This window comes from Actinoplanes oblitus (genome assembly GCF_030252345.1).
GTDB lineage: Bacteria > Actinomycetota > Actinomycetes > Mycobacteriales > Micromonosporaceae > Actinoplanes > Actinoplanes oblitus.
The window spans coordinates 7,689,126-7,706,176 of the sequence record NZ_CP126980.1; the positions used below are offsets into that span (position 1 = coordinate 7,689,126).

At 73.4% G+C, this 17,051-nt stretch carries 15 protein-coding genes; 5 read left to right on the forward strand and 10 right to left on the reverse strand.

Features of this window, described 5'->3' with window-relative positions; all coding sequences use genetic code 11:
* Positions 1-127 precede the first annotated feature (127 nt).
* Positions 128-256, forward strand: a complete 129-nt coding sequence (locus Actob_RS34175) for a hypothetical protein (protein ID WP_284916024.1) — start codon at positions 128-130, stop codon at positions 254-256.
* Positions 257-274: 18 nt separating this feature from the next.
* Positions 275-1,918 (forward strand): RecQ family ATP-dependent DNA helicase, encoded by a 1,644-nt coding sequence (locus Actob_RS34180; protein WP_284916025.1) that lies wholly within the window; start codon positions 275-277, stop codon positions 1,916-1,918.
* A gap of 73 nt (positions 1,919-1,991) precedes the next feature.
* On the opposite strand, the gene Actob_RS34185 is transcribed toward Actob_RS34180, so the two are convergent.
* From Actob_RS34185 to Actob_RS34210, 6 genes are all read right to left on the reverse strand, one after another.
* Positions 1,992-2,411: a VOC family protein gene (locus tag Actob_RS34185; protein WP_284916026.1), complete on the reverse strand. Its 420-nt coding sequence runs from the start codon at positions 2,409-2,411 to the stop codon at positions 1,992-1,994.
* Complete coding sequence (locus Actob_RS34190; RefSeq protein ID WP_284916027.1) at positions 2,404-3,255, reverse strand: helix-turn-helix domain-containing protein; 852 nt, start codon at positions 3,253-3,255, stop codon at positions 2,404-2,406. The genes Actob_RS34185 and Actob_RS34190 overlap by 8 nt, the downstream gene beginning before the upstream one ends.
* Before the next feature lie 52 nt (positions 3,256-3,307).
* Positions 3,308-7,354, reverse strand: a complete 4,047-nt coding sequence (locus Actob_RS34195) for a trypsin-like peptidase domain-containing protein (protein WP_284916028.1) — start codon at positions 7,352-7,354, stop codon at positions 3,308-3,310.
* On the reverse strand, positions 7,351-7,650 hold the full coding sequence (locus tag Actob_RS34200; RefSeq protein WP_284916029.1) for a CU044_2847 family protein: 300 nt from the start codon (positions 7,648-7,650) through the stop codon (positions 7,351-7,353). Before Actob_RS34200 ends, Actob_RS34195 begins: the two co-directional genes overlap by 4 nt.
* Positions 7,651-7,726: 76 nt before the next feature.
* Positions 7,727-8,230, reverse strand: a complete 504-nt coding sequence (locus Actob_RS34205) for a hypothetical protein (RefSeq protein WP_284916030.1) — start codon at positions 8,228-8,230, stop codon at positions 7,727-7,729.
* Positions 8,231-8,340: 110 nt separating this feature from the next.
* The gene (locus tag Actob_RS34210) at positions 8,341-9,390 is read right to left on the reverse strand and encodes a class I SAM-dependent methyltransferase (protein WP_284916031.1); all 1,050 of its coding nucleotides are present in this window, start codon (positions 9,388-9,390) and stop codon (positions 8,341-8,343) included.
* A 97-nt stretch (positions 9,391-9,487) separates the two neighbouring features.
* On the opposite strand from Actob_RS34210, the gene Actob_RS34215 reads away from it, so the two are divergent.
* The 3 genes from Actob_RS34215 to Actob_RS34225 all read left to right on the forward strand — a co-directional run bounded on the left by Actob_RS34215 (position 9,488) and on the right by Actob_RS34225 (position 13,234).
* Positions 9,488-12,031 (forward strand): ATP-binding protein, encoded by a 2,544-nt coding sequence (locus Actob_RS34215; RefSeq protein WP_284916032.1) that lies wholly within the window; start codon positions 9,488-9,490, stop codon positions 12,029-12,031.
* A gap of 4 nt (positions 12,032-12,035) precedes the next feature.
* Complete coding sequence (locus Actob_RS34220) at positions 12,036-12,707, forward strand: MBL fold metallo-hydrolase (protein ID WP_284916033.1); 672 nt, start codon at positions 12,036-12,038, stop codon at positions 12,705-12,707.
* Positions 12,708-12,775: 68 nt separating this feature from the next.
* A complete protein-coding gene (locus Actob_RS34225; protein WP_284916034.1) occupies positions 12,776-13,234 on the forward strand; it encodes a hypothetical protein in 459 nt (152 codons plus the stop codon).
* 157 nt (positions 13,235-13,391) lie between these two features.
* Here the strand turns inward: Actob_RS34225 and Actob_RS34230 are convergent, their stop codons facing one another.
* The 4 genes from Actob_RS34230 to Actob_RS34245 all read right to left on the reverse strand — a co-directional run bounded on the left by Actob_RS34230 (position 13,392) and on the right by Actob_RS34245 (position 16,974).
* Positions 13,392-13,967 (reverse strand): response regulator, encoded by a 576-nt coding sequence (locus tag Actob_RS34230; RefSeq protein WP_284922435.1) that lies wholly within the window; start codon positions 13,965-13,967, stop codon positions 13,392-13,394.
* Positions 13,968-14,032: 65 nt separating this feature from the next.
* A complete protein-coding gene (locus tag Actob_RS34235) occupies positions 14,033-15,295 on the reverse strand; it encodes a histidine kinase (protein WP_284916035.1) in 1,263 nt (420 codons plus the stop codon).
* A gap of 33 nt (positions 15,296-15,328) precedes the next feature.
* Positions 15,329-16,069, reverse strand: coding sequence for an ABC transporter permease (locus tag Actob_RS34240; protein WP_284916036.1), 741 nt, complete (start codon positions 16,067-16,069; stop codon positions 15,329-15,331).
* A 2-nt stretch (positions 16,070-16,071) separates the two neighbouring features.
* Positions 16,072-16,974: an ABC transporter ATP-binding protein gene (locus tag Actob_RS34245; RefSeq protein WP_284916037.1), complete on the reverse strand. Its 903-nt coding sequence runs from the start codon at positions 16,972-16,974 to the stop codon at positions 16,072-16,074.
* Positions 16,975-17,051: the final 77 nt, after the last annotated feature.

Sequence of the window (17,051 nt, forward strand, 5' to 3'; positions counted from 1 at the left end):
CCGTCTACGTGCGCGAACGCCTATGTGAACGTTCTCCCCCGTTCGGGGACCTATGGTCACACCCGCCACACCCATTAGTCAACAAACCTTTCTATTACCTGCGGTGGTTCGCCGGTAGAGTGACGACGTGCCGCTCACCCCCCTCGCGGAACCGACCGTCGACTGGTCGCAGATCCACGCCGTCAAGCTGCTCGGCGTCGCGCTCGCCGCGCTCTTCCTGCTCTGGGCGATCCGCCGCATGTTCGGCGGCAAATAGGGGTACACAGGCGCCCCGATGAAACTTCCGATCTACGGCCCCCGCCTGCGCAAGGTGGCCCGCACCCACTTCGGGTGGCCGTCGCTGCGACCCGGCCAGTTCCGGCCGATGCGCGCCGTGCTGCGTCGCAAGGACGCCCTGGTCGTGCTGCCCACCGGGGCCGGCAAGTCGGCGATCTACCAGATCCCGGCGGTGCTGCTGCCCGGCCCGACAGTGGTCGTCTCCCCGCTGCTGGCCCTGCAGCAGGACCAGATCACCGCGCTGAACGAGCGGAACGACCCGAAGATCCGTGCGGTCCGGGTCAGCTCCGCCGAGACCGCCCGCGAGCAGCAGGAGGCGATCGCCGAGCTGCGCGCCGGCCGGGCCGAGTTCCTGTTCATCACCCCGGAGCAGCTGGCCAACCCGGAGCGGCTGGCCGAGGTCAAGTCGCTCAAGCCCGGGCTGGTCGCGATCGACGAGGCGCACTGCATCTCGGCGTGGGGACCGGACTTCCGGCCGGACTTCCTGGCGCTCGGCGACATGATCGAGCGGCTGGGCCGGCCACCGGTGCTGGCGCTGACGGCTACCGCGTCACCACCGGTCCGCGAGGACATCATCGCCCGGCTGCGGCTGCGCGATCCGGAGATCCACGTCTCCGGGCTGGACCGGCCGAACCTGTTCGTCGAGGTCACCCACTGCCCGGACGAGGCGTACCGGTGGCGGCGGCTGACCACGCTGCTCGACGAGGGACAGCGGCCGGGCATCGTCTACGTACCGACCCGGCGGGCCGCCGAGGAGCTGGCCGCCAAACTGACCGAGGCCGGCTACTCCGCCGACTACTACCACGGCGGGATGGCCGGCGGGCTGCGCGAGCAACGGCACGAGGACTTCACCGAGGACCGGGTGGAGATCATGGTGGCCACCTCGGCGTTCGGCATGGGCATCGACAAACCGAACATCCGCTGGGTGGCGCACATGGCGCTGCCCGACTCGCCGGACAGCTACTTCCAGGAGATCGGCCGGGCCGGCCGGGACGGCGAGCCGGGGCGGGTGCTGCTGCTCTGGCGGGCCGAGGACGAGGCGATCCAGCGCTTCTTCAACGGCGGCGGGCCGGACCCCGACGAGCTGCGCGGGCTGGCCAAGGCGCTGCACAAGGGACCGACCACGAAGACCGCGCTGCAGAAGGCGACCGGGCTCGGCCAGCGCCGGCTCGGGCAGTACCTGGCGCTGCTGGAGCAGGTGGGCGCGGTGCGTACCGACAAGACCGGCAAGCTGACCGCACCGCCCGGCGCGCCGCTGCCGGCCGCGGCGGTGAAGGCCGCGATCGCCGAACACGAGCGCCAGCAAGCGGTGATCAAGTCCCGCACCGACATGATGCGCGGCTTCGCCGAGAGCCGGCAGTGCCGCACCGAGACGCTGCTCGCCTACTTCGGCGAGGAGATCCGCCGGATGTGCGGGCACTGCGACAACTGCCTGGACGGCAGCGCCGAGGCGGTCAACGCGGCCGAGCCGGAGGGCCCGTTCCCGATCCACAGCCACGTCCGCCACGGCGAGTGGGGCACCGGCATGGTGATGGGCTACGAGGAGGAGAAGATGACCGTCCTGTTCGACTCGGTCGGCTACAAGACGCTGAGCGTCCCGGTCGTCGTCGAGCAACAGTTGCTGACCGCCGCCCAGCTGTAGGACCAAACCGCTTTCCGGTACGCACGGAGCGCCCCGGCGTACCGAAAAGCGGTGATCGGCGGACCGGAACCGATCAGCGGGGCTCGCCGCGGTAGGTGCCGAAGGACCACAGGTTGCCCTCCGGGTCACGGGCGGCGAAGTCACGGGAGCCGTAATCGGTGTCGAACGGCTCCCTGACGATGGTGGCGCCGGCCGCACGGGCGCGTTCGCAGAGTTTGTCGGGCTCGTCGGTGACCACGTAGGCGCCGAAGACGCCCGGCGGGAGCTGGCACGGGTTGTCCGGGTCGTCCGGGTCGTCGCGGACCGAACCGAGCATGATGCCGCCGCCCGGTGGCCAGCTCAGCTCGGCGTGATCGACGCGGTCGCCGGCGCCGTGGACGGCCGTCTCCTCGAACCCGAACGCGTCCACCAGGAAGCGGATCAGCGCGCGGGCGTCGGTGGCCCGCAGCGTGGGCCAGACCTGCGGGGGCGGTGGTGTCTTCCGATCAGTCATGCACCCCATCGTGGTCATCGGCGGCGGCCGCGGCTTGGACGAAACCGAACTCGTCCGACAGCCAGCGGGACGGCGCGCAGCCGGCGAACGCCTGGAAGTCGCGGACGAGATGCGACTGGTCGGCGTAGCCGTGCTCGGCGGCCAGGTCGGCGAGGCGGGTCCCGGGGCGCAGGGCGCGGCGGGCGCGATCGAACCGGGCGATCCGGGCCGCCTCCTTGGGACGCAGGCCCACCTCGGCGCGGAACCGGTCGGTGAGGTGACGCGGCGTCCAGCCGACCTGACCGGCCAGCTCGGCGATCGAGGCGGGGGCGCCCCGGCGCAACGCCGCCCAGACGTGCGCGACCCGCTCGGTGCCGGGCCGGGCCGGACGGGTGGCGGGCAGCGCGCCGAACGCCGCGTCGAGCACCGCGAAGCGGGCCGGCCAGTCGACGGCGGCACACAGTCGTTCCCGGACCCGCGCCACGAACGACTCGCCGAGGATCGCCGCCGGGTCGATGTCCAGGCCGGCCAGTTCGCCGGCGGGCAGGCCGAGCAGTTCGCGGCAGCCGAGCGGGTGCAGCGCCACCTGCACGCCCGACTGCCGGCCGTCGTGCGCGATCATCGCGGGACGCAGGTGCAGGCCGCCGAGCAGCGCCCGGTAGGTGTCCGGGGTCTGCCGCCCGTCCGGGTGCTCGCTGATCACCAGCGGATCGTCCATCGTGAAGATCAACGTCAGGTACGGCGACGGCAGGCCCCGGTGCCGGCCGGGCGGCAGGCCGCACTGCCGGTATCCGGAGTAGAACGCGATCCGGTCGCGCAACGGCGGGGCGGGGCGGCCCTGCGCGTACTCGTCGACGGTCGGCACCCGTCCAGCATGGCAGGACCGGGTGCCGGGCGCGGGCGGTGACGCCGCCGGATCAGGCGTGGTCCGCCGCCGGCTCGATCATCAACAGGCCGCCGCTCGTCCCGACGGCCACGCCGCGCCCCACCGCCGCACAGCAGTGCACCGGGAAGTGGATCGCGATGTCGGTGGGGTGGCGGGTGTCCAGATCCCAGATCCGCACGGTGCGATCGCCACCGCCGGAGACCAGCAACGTCCGGTCACCGGCTGGCACGCCACAGAGGGTTTCCACCCAGCCGTTGTGGCCTTCCAGGGACGCGTGCACGCTCTCGGTCACCGGATCCCACAGCCGGATCAGCCCGGTCCCCTCGGCATAGGCAAGTAACGACCGGCCCAGGATCGGCACTACGCACAGTGCGCTGACCACCTCGCCGCTCTCCGTGACCACGGTCTGCACGGATCCGGTCGCCGGGTACCACAACCGCAGCCCGCCGTCCCTCATGGCGAGGGCGAGGGCCATCCGGTCACCGACCGGCATCCCGCACATCGCTCGCACCACATCGATGTCTCGCATCGGCAGAACGGCGTGCGTCCGGCCGGTGGTCACGTCCCACAGCCGGATCGTCGAGCCGGTGCCGTACGCGAGCATGGGCCGTCCGTCGAGTCGTATCCCGCACATCACGACCGCCCGCTCGAAGTCCTCCTCCAGCAGGTGGACTGTCCGGCCCCGGAGCGGATCCCACAGTCGTACCGCGGGGTCCTCAGCCGTGCACAGCAGCACCTCGTCATCGACCGCGAGGGCACATACCTCATTGACGAGCCACTCCCCCTGATCTGGCACGACGAGGGCGTCGCCAGTGGCGGCGTCCCACAGGTGCAGTGTCAGCTCCGCGTCGGAGGCGGCCACCACTGTCCGATCACCGGCCCGGACGGCGCACACCCCGGTGACGGCCCGGCCCCGCAGGGCGGCCTGGACCGCCCCCGGCTCGGGATCCCACAACCGGACCGTCCAGTCGTCGCTGGCGGAGGCGAGCAGTGTCCGGCCGCCGGCCCGCACCGGGCACACCACCCGGACCCAGTCGGTATGACCCGGCAGTTCGGCCCGGGCGAGATTCGTGGACAGGTCCCACAGGCGGATCGTGTTGTCGGCGCCACCCGAGACGAGCAGCGAGCCGTCCCTCGCCGGTACCTGGCACAGGGCCATGACCCGGCGGACGTGGCCGGCCAGCACGGCACCCGGAGTCCCGGCTATCGGGTCCCAGAGGCGCACCGACCCCTCCTCGCCACCGGAGGCGAGCAGCGTCCGGCCGTCCTCGCGCACCGCGCACACCGCGATCGCGCCCTCCTCGTGGCCGTCCAGCACCGCGCGGGCCGCGCCGGTGACCGGATCCCACAGCCTGACCGTCCCGTCGTCGCCGGCCGAGGCGAGCAGGGTGCCCTCGGCGGTCGCCAGCGCACAGACCGCGTTCACCGCGCCGGTGTGGCCACGCAGCACGGCGTGCGTGCCGGCGGTCGCCGGGTCCCACAGCCGAATCGTGCCGTCGTCGCTCGCCGACGCCAGAAGCACCCGATCGGGGGTCGGTACCTCGCACACCGCGTTCAAGGCGGCGGCGTGGCCTTCGAGCCGCACCGGAGCCACCCCGGCCCCGGGATTCCACAGCTGGACCGCTCCGGCGGTGGTGGCGGCGGCGATCAGTGTCTGGCCACCGAACCGCACCTGACACAGGCCATACACGAACTCCCCGGTTTCCAGAACGGCGTGCGTCGCCCCGGAGACCGGATCCCACACCCGGATCGTGTCGTCGTCGCCGCCGGAGGCGAGCAGCGTGCGCCCCTCGGCCTCCACCACGCACAACGCCCTGATCCAATCGGTGTGGCCCTCCAGCGTGGCGTGCTCGATCCGGGGCGCGGCCCGGCCCCAGAGGGCCCGATACGGCATCCGGGGATGGCTGATCGTGACGGGATCGCCCTGCAGGGCCTGGGTGACGCCGAGCATCGCCGCTCGCTCGGGCGGCGACGCCCCGATCGCCTGAGGCGTCAGCCGCAGCAGCCGGGCCCGGTCGTGGCCGGCCTCGGTGCGGGCCTCGGCGGCTGCCGGGATCAGCCGCACCAGATCGGCGTGCAGCAGGTAGTCGTCATCGGCGAGCAGGTCGTCGACCAGCTCGGCCCGTGCCGCGTGCCCCGGCAGTGACCGCAGTAGATACGCCGGTGCCGCCGCCCAGCCCGATCGCCGACCGGTCTCCAGGAACACCTCGGTCAGCGCACGCTCGTCGGCGCGCACCTCACGAGGTTTCCGCAGCGCGTCGTTGAGTGCCTGGTGGAACAGCCGGAACACCGGCTCGTTGCCGTCGACCGACGTCTCCACCAGGAAGTTCGCCGCCGCGGACCGGGCGAACCCGGCGAGCTCCGCGGTGCCGATCCGCCCGCCCAGCGCTCCGGCAGCCGCCTGCCACAGCGACACCGTCCACCCCGGCGACTCCGCGTAGGCCAGCGCGGTCAGCACCAGCACCGCGGCGACCCCGTCGACGGGCGGCAACACGCTCAGGAACGTGTGCAGGGCGGCATGCACGGTCGGCGTCAGCGACACCGCCCCCGGGTCGGCGGGCCGGGTCGCATACATCCCATGCCGCCGCGCCTCCAGGCCCGCCACCAGGAAGTTTCCCGAAGCCAGCCGGGCGATCCGGTCCGCCACCGCCGCCGCTGCCGCCGCGTTGGCCGGCTCGTCGTAGGGATTGTCCGGACGCGGGTCGCCGTCCATCCGCAACGTCGCGAGCGTGTAGTCGCGCAGGTCGGCCAACTGGAAATAGCGGGCGTCATCCAGATCGATCAGCTCGGTCATCCCGGCGAGACCGTCCAGCAGGTCGCCCCGGCTGTCGTGGCGCCGGGTGCCGACCACCACCTGGACCCCGCGTCCCGCGCACGCCTGCACCAGCGGCAGCACCACCTTGCTCAGGATCGACCGGGCCTCGTCAGCGGTGTCCGCCTCGTCCAGCGCGTCGATCACCACGTTGAACCGGCCGGGCCGGGCCTCCAGCCGTTCCGCCATCGACTCGGCGAGCGCGTCCGGCCGTGCGGGCAGCGCCGCCGACGCCGCCGTCGCGATCTCCGCGGCCACCTCGAGGGCGGTCTTGCCCTTGGCGTGCACGGCGCACGCCACCGAGCCGGCCTCGGCCCGCACCCCGGTGTCGTCGCTCGGCAACCGGCGCCGCAGGTCCGCGTCGGCGGTGGTCACGATCCGGCCGAGGACCGCCGATTTGCCCACTCCCGGCGATCCGGTCACCACCAGCACGCGCCGGTCCGGCGCGGGACGGCCCAGCCAGCCGGTGATCGCCCGCAGCGCCACCACCCGGCCCCGGAACCGATGCCCCCGCTCGGCCACCGTCGTGACGCCGCGCGCCCGCGAGTCGAAATGCCGGGCGGTATCCGGATCGTCGCCGAGTTTCCAGCCCCAGGAGGAGAGCGCCACCGGGCCCGCGTCGGCGACTCGCCAGCCGACCAGCATCGTCAGTTTCTCGGCCGGCACGAAGCGATCCGCCTGGGCGAGGGTCAGCGCCTGCGCGTCGCCCGGCCGGATCCGGGCCGCACCGCTGCGGGCCCGGCCGACGATGCCCACCACAGCCGCGTATTCCGGCACCCACAGGCCGGAGCCGGAGAAGCCCTCCTCCACGGGGTAGGCCGAGTCCGTGTCGAGCCGTACGCACCCGTGCGACAGAACGGTACCGATCGCCCCCTCGGCGTCGTTGCCGTGCAGCCGGCTGCTGACCGGGAACCCGAACGCCCACCAGCGCAGCCCCTGGAGATCCTTGGGCTCGGGCGCCCGCAGCCGGGCCGGCTCCACCTCGACCGGCAGGTCCTGGTCGAAGTGCAGCACCGCCACGTCGGCGATGGTCCGGTCGCCGGGGTGCCACTCCACCCGCGACACGCGGTGGCGCACGTCCCACAGCAGGGTTTTCGGGAACGAGACCCAGATCTCCCCGTCCGGCACCACGTGCGCGCAGGTCAGCGCGCGCCGGGTGTCGATCGCCACCGCCGTGCCCAGCGGCGCGAAGCCGGCCGCGCCGTCACGCTCCGACGCGTGGACCGCGAGGGTCCACGAGTCGTCGGGCGGGACAGTGCCGGTCATCGCTTACCGGGCTGCCACTTCAGGGTGACCTCGAAGTTGCCCTCGGTCGCGGCCTTCGCCACCAGCCAGTTCGCGGTGCCGCTGACCTTGATCCCGAACTTCACCTCGACCTCGTCCGGGGCGTGCGCCCGCACCCGGTCGAGGACCTCGCGGGCCGCCTCGACGGCCGGGCCGACCGCGTCGCGGACCTGGCCGGCGATCCGCTCGGCGGAGGCCTGCTCGAACCCGTCCGGCGGGTCCACCTCGAACTGCACGACGGTGCCGTCGTCGACTGTGTACCGGACCACCTGGGACATCGGGCTCCCCTCGGCAGGCAGACCCACATGCTAACCACCGCTGAACCCGGGGCGCTGGCCCCGGGTTCAGCGACGCTCAGCCGGCCAGCGCGCCGGCCAGGTGGTCGCGGAAGGTCCGCTCGTCCTCGGTGACCGCCTCGCCACCGATGCCGAGCAGACCACCGGTCGAGGCGGCACCGACCACCGCGTCGGTGATCTCCAGCAGCCAGTGCCGGTAGGTCTCGGCGTCGGCCACCGAGGCCTTCGCGGCCAGCAGCTTGGCGGCCTCGGCCGCCCGGCCCAGGACGTCACTGGCGTACCCGGCGGGGTCGGCCGGCTCGATGACCGGTGGTTCCTCACCCAGTTCCGGGTCGCCGGCCTCGGCCACGGCGGCCGTGGCGACAGCGGTGACCAGGGTGCTCGCCGAGGCCCTGGCGTCCGAGATGCGGCCCAGGCCGGCCGCGCTCTCGGCCCGGGTCTTGCGGGCGCTGTCGTGGGTGGCGGCACTCGCCGCGGTGAGCACCGCGTGCGGGAGCCCGACCAGCAGCCCCCACTCGGCGTCGGTGAAGCCCAGCTTGGCGTAGAGCGGTTCGTCCGTCACTCGGGGTTTCCTTTCGCTTGCGTCGGCAGCCGACAGCGCATTCTTTCGCACCCGCGGGCCGCTGCCCTCTCACCACCCCCTCTACCCGATCTTGCCGGTGGGTGAAAAGTTCACGGCCGGGCCTCGTACACGATGTTGAACGGGGTCTCCGCCGCCCGGCGGAACCTGGTGAACCCGGCGTCCGCGGCCAGCCGCCGGATCGGTTCCTCGCCGGCCTGCGCGCCCAGCGAGTACCCGCCCTCCTGGGAGAGCGCGTTCGGCACGCAGAGGTAGGCGGAGAACGAGTAGTAGACCCGCCCGACCGGGTTGAGGTTGGCCTCGACGGTGTCCCCGGCGGCCGGCTCCACGATCATCCAGGTGCCGTCCGGGGTGAGCTGGGACCGCACGTGCCGGGCCGCGCCCAGCGGGTCGCCCATGTCGTGCAGCGCGTCGAACGTGGTGACCAGGTCGTACGGCCCGCCGGTGAAGGTCTGCGCGCCGGCCGCCTCGAACCGGACCCGGGAGTCCAGGCCGGCGTCGGCGACCCGCTTGCGCGCCTGGTCGATCGAGCCGGCGTGCAGGTCGGACCCGGTGAAGACGGAGGCCGGGTAGGCGCTGGCCATCAGGACGGTCGAGGCGCCGTGCCCGCAGCCGACGTCCGCGACGCGCACCCCCCGCTGGAGACCGGCGACGACGCCGTCGAGCGCGGGCAGCCAGTCGGTGACCAGGCTGGCGCTGTATCCGGGCCGGAAGAACCGTTCGCAGCCGCTGAACACGTCGTCGTCGTGCTGGTGCCAGCCCACTCCCCGCCCGGTGCGGAACGCCTCCTCGATCCGGCTCTGGGCGCGCAACGCGCCGAGCGCGAGCTGGAACGCGCCGGGCGCGAAGATCGGGCCGTCCGGGTCGGTGAGGGCAAACGCCTGCTCCTCGGTGAGCGAGTACCGCCCGCCGGCCGGGTCGTAGGTGACGTAGCCACCGGCCGCCTGGCCGCGCAGCCACTCCTCGACGTAGCGCGGCGCGGTCCCGGTCCGCTCGGCCAGTTCCTCGGGCAGCGCCGCACCGGCGGCCAGCCCCCGGTACAGGCCGAGCCGGTCGCCGAGCACCACCCCACCGGCGGCGATCGTGGCGCCCAGGTCGCCGACGAACGTGTGCACGAACTCCATCAACTTGGTCTCATCCATGCGCCCGTTTCTACGGACGCACCACCCCGGGGACATCGGTGTCGGCTACCTAGCTCGGTGCCCGGCGCTACCTATCTCGGCACCTAGACTCGCGCGCATGGCGCTGCTGGAGCGCGACCACGAGCTCGCCGAGCTGGCCACCGCCGCCCGGCGGGCGCGGGCCGGGCGGGGCTCGGTCGTGCTGGTCACCGGCGAGGCCGGGATCGGCAAGTCCAGTGTGGCCGCCGCGGTCCGCTCGGTGCTGCCGGCCGAGGGCCGGCTGCTCACCGGCTGGTGCGACGACCTGGCCACGCCCCGGGTGCTGGGGCCGCTGCGGGACCTGATCGGCCGGGTCGGCACCGGGCTGACCGAGGCGCTGGCGTCCGGCGACCGGGTCCGGGTGCTCGAGGCGTTCCGGGCCGAGCTGGACTGGCCGGGGCACCCCACCGTGCTGGTCGTCGAGGACGTGCACTGGGCCGACGAGGCCACCCTGGACGTGCTGCTCTTCCTGGTCCGGCGGATCGCCACGCTGCCGGTGGTGCTGCTGCTGACCTACCGGGACGACGAGGTGGACGCCGGCCACCACCTGCACCAGGTACTGGCCCGGGCCACGCCGGTGCACCGGCTGCCGCTGTCCCGGCTCTCCGCGGACGCCGTCCGGGCGCTGGTCGGCGAGCGCGGCCTGGACCCGGACCGGGTCTTCTCGGTCACCTCGGGCAACCCGTTCTTCGTCACCGAGGTGCTCGGCGCGGGCGACGCGGACGCGGTGCCGGCCACCGTGACCGAGGCGGTGCACGCCCGGTTGCAGGGGCTGGACGAGCCGTGCCGGGCGGCGCTGGGCACCCTGGCGGTGGTGCCGCACGCGGTCGAGCGATGGCTGGTCGAGGCGGTGGTGCCGGGCGGGCTGGCCACGATCGCCGAGGCGGAGCGGCGCGGGCTGCTCCAGGTGAGCCCGGAGCGGGTGGCGTTCCGGCACGAGCTGACCCGGCGGGCCGTGGCGGCGGCGCTCACGGCGTACCGGAAAATCGTGGCGAACCAGGCGGTGGTCGCGGCCCTGCGCGACCGCGGCGGGGTTGATCTGTCGCGGTTGGTGCATCACGCGGCCGAGGCCGGTGACGACGAGCTGATCATCCGGTGGGCGCCGGCGGCCGCGGCCGAGGCGGCCCGGGCCGGTGCGCATCGCGCGGCCGCCGCGCACTACCGGCTGGCGCTGGCGCGGGAGGCGGCCTTCGCGCCGGGTTCGCGGGCCGACCTCCTCGAGGGGTACGCCGAGGAGCTCTACCTGCTGGCCGACGCGACCCGGGCGGTGACCACCCAGCGAACCGCCCTGGCGCTGCGGCGGGAGCTGGCCGATCCGGCGGCGCTCGGGCTGGCGCTGCGCCGGCTGTCCCGGCTGCACTGGTGGGCCGGTGACCGTCCGGAGGCGGAGCGGTGCGCTGTCGAGGCGGTGTCGGTGCTGGCCGCCGCCGGTGACCCGGCCGCTCTCGCCTTCGGCCTGAGCAACCAGGCCCAGCTGCACGTGCTCAACGGCCAGGCCGCCGAGGCGATCGAGGTGGGCGACCGGGCGATCGCGCTGGCCCGCTCGTCCGGCGCGGACGGGGTGCTGTCGCACGCGCTGAACAACGTGGGGTTCGCCCGCTGGGAGGCCGGCGAGGCGGACCGGGGCCGGGCGCTGCTGGACGAGAGCCTGGCGGTGGCGCTGGCCGCCGGCGAGGCCGATCACGCCGCCCGCGCCTACGCGAACATCTCCTGGCTGCTGCTCGACCACCTGCGGCTGGACGAGGCGGCCGGGGTGCTGACCGCGGCGATCGACTACGCCGAACGCAACGAGGTGCTCGGCTTCCTGCGCTACCTGCACCTGGGCCGGGGCCGGCTGCACCTGGCCCGCGCCGAGTGGGCGGCCGCCGAGCGGGAGGCCGCCTGGGCCCTCGACGCGCCACCCAACATGCGCTGCACGGCACTGGTCGTGGGCGGCCTGGCCCGGCTGCGCGCCGGCCGCCTGGGCGCCGAGGATTTGATCACCGAGGCCTGGTCGGTGGCGCTGCGGATCGGCGAGGCGCAACGGGTCGGCCCGGCCGGCGCGGCCATGGCGGAGGCGGCCTGGCTGCGCGGCGACCGCGCGGCGGCCGGCCGGCTCGCGCCGGCCTATCGGCCGGTCTTCCGCGAGGAGGGCTTCGGTTACTGGCTGCGGCGGCTGGGCGCCGCCGTCCCGCTGCCGGCGAACTCGCATTTCTACCGGTTACAGGCCGCTGGTGCGGTCCGGGCCGCGGCCGCCGGGTGGAGCAAGACCGGTTTCCGGTACGAGGCGGCGGTAGCCCTCAGCCACAGCGACGACCCCACCGACCTGCTCACCGCGATCGCCGACCTGGACGCGATGGGCGCCGCACCCATGGCCCGCCGGCTGCGTCAGCAGCTGCGCGACAGCGGGATGACCCGGGTACCGCGCGGCCCGCGCCCGGCCACCCGGGACAACCCGGCCGGGCTGACCGGCCGCCAGCTGGAGGTGTTGCGGCTGCTCGCGGCCGGGCACAGCAACCCGGAGATCGCCGCCGAGCTGGTCCTGTCGGTGCGCACCGTCGACGCCCACGTGGCAGCGGTGCTGGCCAAGCTCGGCGTGCACGACCGCAAGGAGGCGGTCGCCTGGTACCGGCACCACTGCTGAGACAATGCCCGTCGTGCGCGAAGTGGTCGACGGAGTGTTCGAGCTGTCCCTCGCAGTGGTGAACGTCCATCTGGTCGTCACCGACGACGGCCTGGTCCTGGTCGACACCGGGCTCCCCCGGCAGGCGCCGGTGATCGAGCGCGCGCTGAGAGGTGTCCGTCGCTCGCTCGGCGAGGTGCGGGCCATCCTGCTCACCCACCACCACCCGGACCACGCGGGCAGCGCCGCCGACCTACGCGCCCGCACCGGGGCCACCCTGGTGGCCCACGCTGCCGAGGCGTTCCACGTGGCCGGCTCGGAGCAGGCGCCCGAGCCCGCGGGCCGGCTGCGCGGGTTCCTGTTCCGCCGGCTCGGCAAGGTGCCACCGACCAAGGTCGACAAGCTGGTCGGGGACGGTGCCGAGCCGGTGCCCGGGTTCACCGCGCTGCACACTCCCGGGCACACCCGGGGGCACCTGTCGTTCCTGCTGGACCGGGCCGGTGGGGTGCTGTTCGCCGGGGACGCCGCGACCGTCCGGGACGGCCGGGTGACCGGGCCGCCGGTCGTCGCCGACCCGGAGCGGGCCGCGGCGAGCCTGGCCCGGCTGGCCGGATGCGACTTCGAGCACGCGGTCTTCGGGCACGGCAAGCCGATCTCCGGCAGGGCGGCGGCACGCTTCCGGGAGGCGACTGACTGACGGGTCCCCGACAATCGGGTTGTGGCGCCGACTATCCTCATGCGTCACGGTCGATCGAAGGGGGCGCCATGGGCTCGCTCGGCAAGGCGGTCCGTGGTCTGGCCGCCGTCCTGCTGGCGGCCGGCCTGATCGGATCGGTCGTCTCCGGCATGGCCCTGCTCCTCACCCTGCTCATGGCCAGCGACAAGGCGGACATCGCCGGTGAGGCCTTCGTGACCTCCGGCAGGGTCCTCTGCCTGGCCGCGCTGCTGTTCGGTGCCGCCCGCCTGCTCCGTGGGCGCACCGGCCGGGATCCGGGGCCCGGGCCGGACGACCTGGACGAGTTCGACGGGCGGGGCCGGACGGACCGGGATGAGCTAGACGAGCGGGGCTGGACGGACCGGGGTGAGCTAGACGAGCGGGGCTGGACGGACCGGGGTGAGCTAGACGAGCGGGGCCGGACGGACCGGGATGCACTCGACGAGCCGGCCCGGACGGGCCGGGAGGAGCCGGCCGAGCCGCTGGTCAGCCCGCCTACCAAGCCCTGAGGATCAGGTGCTCGGTGCACTGCGGTTCGTTGCTGTCGTAGCCGAGCGCGCGGGTGTCGTTTTCCACAGTGGCGGGTTGTCCACAGGCCGTGCGCGTGATCTTCGGTGTCTCGGGACAATGGTGTCGGGGTCGCCCCCCGAGGAGGGTGGGGGCTGGCTAGTCGCGGCCCAGCAGGCCTCGCTCGAAAGCCGCGGCGACGGCCGCCGCCCGATCGCGAACCCCCAATTTGGCGTACGCGTGCAGCAAATGCGTCTTCACCGTCGCCTCACTGATGAACAGCTTCCCGGCCGTCTCCCGGTTGCTGCACCCCCGGGCGATCAGGGTCAGCACCTCCAACTCCCGCTGGCTGAGCGGCTCCTTCTCGCCGGCCGGCGCCCGCAACCGGCCCATCAGCCGGCCGGCCACCGACGGCGACAGCACCGACTCGCCGCGGTGCGCGGCCACCACCGCGCGGAACAGGTCCTCGCGCGGCGCGTCCTTGAGCAGGTACCCGGTCGCCCCGGCCTTGATCGCCGGCAGCACGTCGCTGTCGGTGTCGTACGTGGTCAGCACCAGCACCCGGGCCGCCGACCCGCCCGCCTTGAGCGACCGGATGGTGCTCACCCCGTCCAGCACCGGCATCCGCAGGTCCATCAGGATCACGTCGGGTGCGACGGCGGCCGCCACGGCGAGCGCCTCCCGCCCGTCCCCCGCCTCGCCGAGCACGGTGAACCGGTCGTCCCCGGCGAACATGCCGCGCAGCCCGTCGCGCACCACCGGGTGATCGTCGACGATCAGCAGCCCGATCGGCCGGGCGGTCACGCCACCCCGCCGATCGTGATCGCCGGGACGCAGGCCGACAGCGCGGTCCCGCCGCCCGGCTCGGACTCCACCGCCAGGGAGCCGGCGATCCGGGCGAGCCGTTCGCGCATCGCGCTCAGCCCGAACCCGCCGCTCTCGGTCACCTCCCGGGGCTGGTCCGGGTCGAAGCCGGCGCCGTCGTCACGCACGTCCAGTGTCACCATGTCCTCCATGTAGGAGAGGGTCAGCCCGACCCGGCCGGCGCCGGCGTGCCTGGCGACGTTGGCCAGCGCCTCCTGAGCCGTACGCAAAAGGGTCGTCTCGATCTCCGGAAGCAACCGCCGCGCGGTGCCGGTGGTGACCAGGTCGGCGCGCACGCCGTGCAGGCCGGACCAGGTCTCGACCACCTCGCCGAGTGCGTCCGGCAGGCCCGCGCCGTCCAGGTGCTGCGGGCGCAGCGCCTGCACCGACCGGCGTGCCTCGGCCAGGCTCTCCCGGGCCAGGCGTTTCGCCGCGGCCAGGTGCCGGTCCCGCTCGCCGGGGTGCGCCTCGGCCGCCTCCAGCTGGGTGACGATGCCGGTCAGTCCCTGGGCCAGCACGTCGTGGATCTCGCCGGCCATCCGTTGCCGCTCGTCCAGCACCCCCGCCTCGCGGGCCTGGACGAGCAGCTGGTCGTGCAGGCCGGCGTTCTCCTTGAGGGCCGCCTCCAGCTTCGCGTTCGCCTCGGCCAGCTCCTCGATGATCTCGTTGCGCCGGATCGCCTTGCGCTCCTTGACGCTCTCCATCCTGGTCATGGCAACGGAGATGCCCGCGTTGCAGAGGAACAGGAAGCCGAAGAGGAGGGCGCCGCCGCCGGTGCTCAGGGTCCGGAAGCCGCCGGACTGGGAGGCCGCGGTGATGAACGCGACGGATGCCGCGCCGAGCAGTCGCCACCAGCCGGGCAGCGTGTAGACGGTGAACAGGTAGCCGGTCCAGACGAAGAAGCCGTAGAACGGGTGGCACCAGACCAGCAGGGCGGCCAGGGCGAGGAAGGCCAGGAAGAACAGGACCGACACCGGCCGGGGCCGGGCGCCTGCCGCCGGCACCAGACGCCAGACCACGAGCAGCAGGGCGGTGGTGCCGGCCAGCGCGAACGTCGTCGGCAGCGGCTGCATCGGCAGGTCGATCGACCGGGCCATCACCGCCAGCACTGTCGCGGCGGCCAGGAGCCCACCGGCCACGGTGAGCACCCGGCGCTCGTTCCAGTCGGTGCGCACGGCGGTCCCTGTCCCGCTGTCCATCGATGCCTCCCCCGGTCGTCCGGTCCCAGTCTGTCAGTTCCAGCGGAACAGGCGCGCGGCCCCGAACCCGAAGACGACCAGGTATCCGAGCAGGACCATCGAGGAGAGCCAGTTGGGCAGGTGCCCGTTCATCGCGTCGTTCAGCGCGCGCTCGCCGGCACCCAGGGGCGTGTAGTCACCGACCGTCCGCACCCAGTCCGGCATGAACTCGCGCGGCGTCCACAGTCCGGCGAAGAACATCGACGGGAAGAACAGCAGCGTGCCTACCGCGTTGCCGGCCTTGCCGGTGGGCACCAGGGCGGCGATGAACAGGCCGATCGCGAACACGCCGAGGGCACAGAGCAGAAAGGCCAGCACGAAGCCCGGGAAGTTGTCGGCGAGGCGGACGTCGAAGGCGAGGTAGCCGACCGCGATGGCGAGCGCGGACGAGCAGAGCGCGATCAGCATCGACGCCGTCATCTGCGCGACGAGCAGGGTGATCGGCCGGACCGGCGTGGTGGCGACCCGGCGCAGCACGCCGCGCTCGCGGTAGGTGGCGAGCACCATCGGCAGCACCTGCAGGCCGATCATGGCCAGGGTCAGCGCGACGGCGATGCCGACGTAGACGTCGATGGTGCGCAGGCCGTTGAGCTCCGGGGCCGGGTCGCGGAAGATCTTGATGTTGCCCAGGATGGCGACCAGGATCGACGGGAAGAGCAGCGAGAAGAAGGCGCTGACCGGCTCGCGGAGGAAGAGCCTGATCTCGGTACGGGTGAGCCTGGTGAAGACGTTCATGGTCATTCCTCGGTTCCGTGGCCGGTCAGGCGGACGAAGGCGTCGTCGAGGCTGGCCTGCTCCAGGCGCAGGTCGTTCGCGACGATCTGGTGGACGGCGAGCGTGGAGCTCACCGCGTGCAGCAGGTTGCCGGTGCCGACGACCTCGACGCGGCTGCCCGCCTGCCGCACCTCGCGCACCTCGGGAAGTCGCATCAGCAGGGCGTCGTCGAACGGCGCCGAGGGCCGGAACCGGATCGTCTGGGTCGTCTCGGCGCGGGCCACCAGGCCGCCCGGCGTGTCCAGCGCGATCACCGAGCCCTTGTCGATCACCGCGAGCCGGTCGCAGAGCCGCTCGGCCTCCGCCATGAAGTGGGTGACCAGCACGACGGTGACGCCGCGGTCGCGGACCGATTCGATCAGGTCCCAGGTGTCCCGGCGCGCCTGCGGGTCCAGCCCGGTGGTCAGCTCGTCGAGGATGGCGATCCGGGGGTTGCCGATCAGGGCGAGCGCGATGGACAGGCGCTGCTTCTGCCCACCGGAGAGTTTTCCGTACGCCGTCCGCAGCTTCTCGTCCAGCCCCAGGTCTGCGGCGAGCTGACGCCAGTCGGCCGGCTGCGGGTAGAACGCGCTGTAGAGCTCCAGCGCCTCGCGTACCGTCAATTTCTCCTGGAGCTGGGACTCCTGGAGCTGGACGCCCACCTCGGCCCGCAGCGAGGGATCGCGCGGAGCGCGGCCCAGCACGGTGATCTTCCCGCTGTCCGGGGTCCGCAGCCCGGCCACGCACTCGACGGTGGTGGTCTTGCCGGCCCCGTTCGGGCCGAGGATACCGAAGATCTCGCCGTCCTCGACGGCGAGCGACACGTCGCGAACCGCGACGGTGTCGCCGTAACGCTTGGTGAGGTTGCTGACCTCGATGACTGTCATGCGTCAAGCGTCACGGATCGCCGGGGGTGCCCGAATCGACCAGCGAGCGATCTCCGCCATCCACCGACCGGTGGATG

Coding starts and splice junctions, on each gene's coding strand:
- Actob_RS34215 (WP_284916032.1), top strand. CDS start 9,488: ATGGCGCTGCTGGAGCGCGACCACGAGCTCGCCGAGCTGGCCACCGCC.
- Actob_RS34180 (WP_284916025.1), top strand. CDS start 275: ATGAAACTTCCGATCTACGGCCCCCGCCTGCGCAAGGTGGCCCGCACC.
- Actob_RS34200 (WP_284916029.1), bottom strand. CDS start 7,650: ATGTCCCAGGTGGTCCGGTACACAGTCGACGACGGCACCGTCGTGCAG.
- Actob_RS34195 (WP_284916028.1), bottom strand. CDS start 7,354: ATGACCGGCACTGTCCCGCCCGACGACTCGTGGACCCTCGCGGTCCAC.
- Actob_RS34240 (WP_284916036.1), bottom strand. CDS start 16,069: ATGAACGTCTTCACCAGGCTCACCCGTACCGAGATCAGGCTCTTCCTC.
- Actob_RS34185 (WP_284916026.1), bottom strand. CDS start 2,411: ATGACTGATCGGAAGACACCACCGCCCCCGCAGGTCTGGCCCACGCTG.
- Actob_RS34210 (WP_284916031.1), bottom strand. CDS start 9,390: ATGGATGAGACCAAGTTGATGGAGTTCGTGCACACGTTCGTCGGCGAC.
- Actob_RS34245 (WP_284916037.1), bottom strand. CDS start 16,974: ATGACAGTCATCGAGGTCAGCAACCTCACCAAGCGTTACGGCGACACC.
- Actob_RS34230 (WP_284922435.1), bottom strand. CDS start 13,967: ATGTTCGCCGGGGACGACCGGTTCACCGTGCTCGGCGAGGCGGGGGAC.
- Actob_RS34235 (WP_284916035.1), bottom strand. CDS start 15,295: ATGGACAGCGGGACAGGGACCGCCGTGCGCACCGACTGGAACGAGCGC.
- Actob_RS34225 (WP_284916034.1), top strand. CDS start 12,776: ATGGGCTCGCTCGGCAAGGCGGTCCGTGGTCTGGCCGCCGTCCTGCTG.
- Actob_RS34220 (WP_284916033.1), top strand. CDS start 12,036: ATGCCCGTCGTGCGCGAAGTGGTCGACGGAGTGTTCGAGCTGTCCCTC.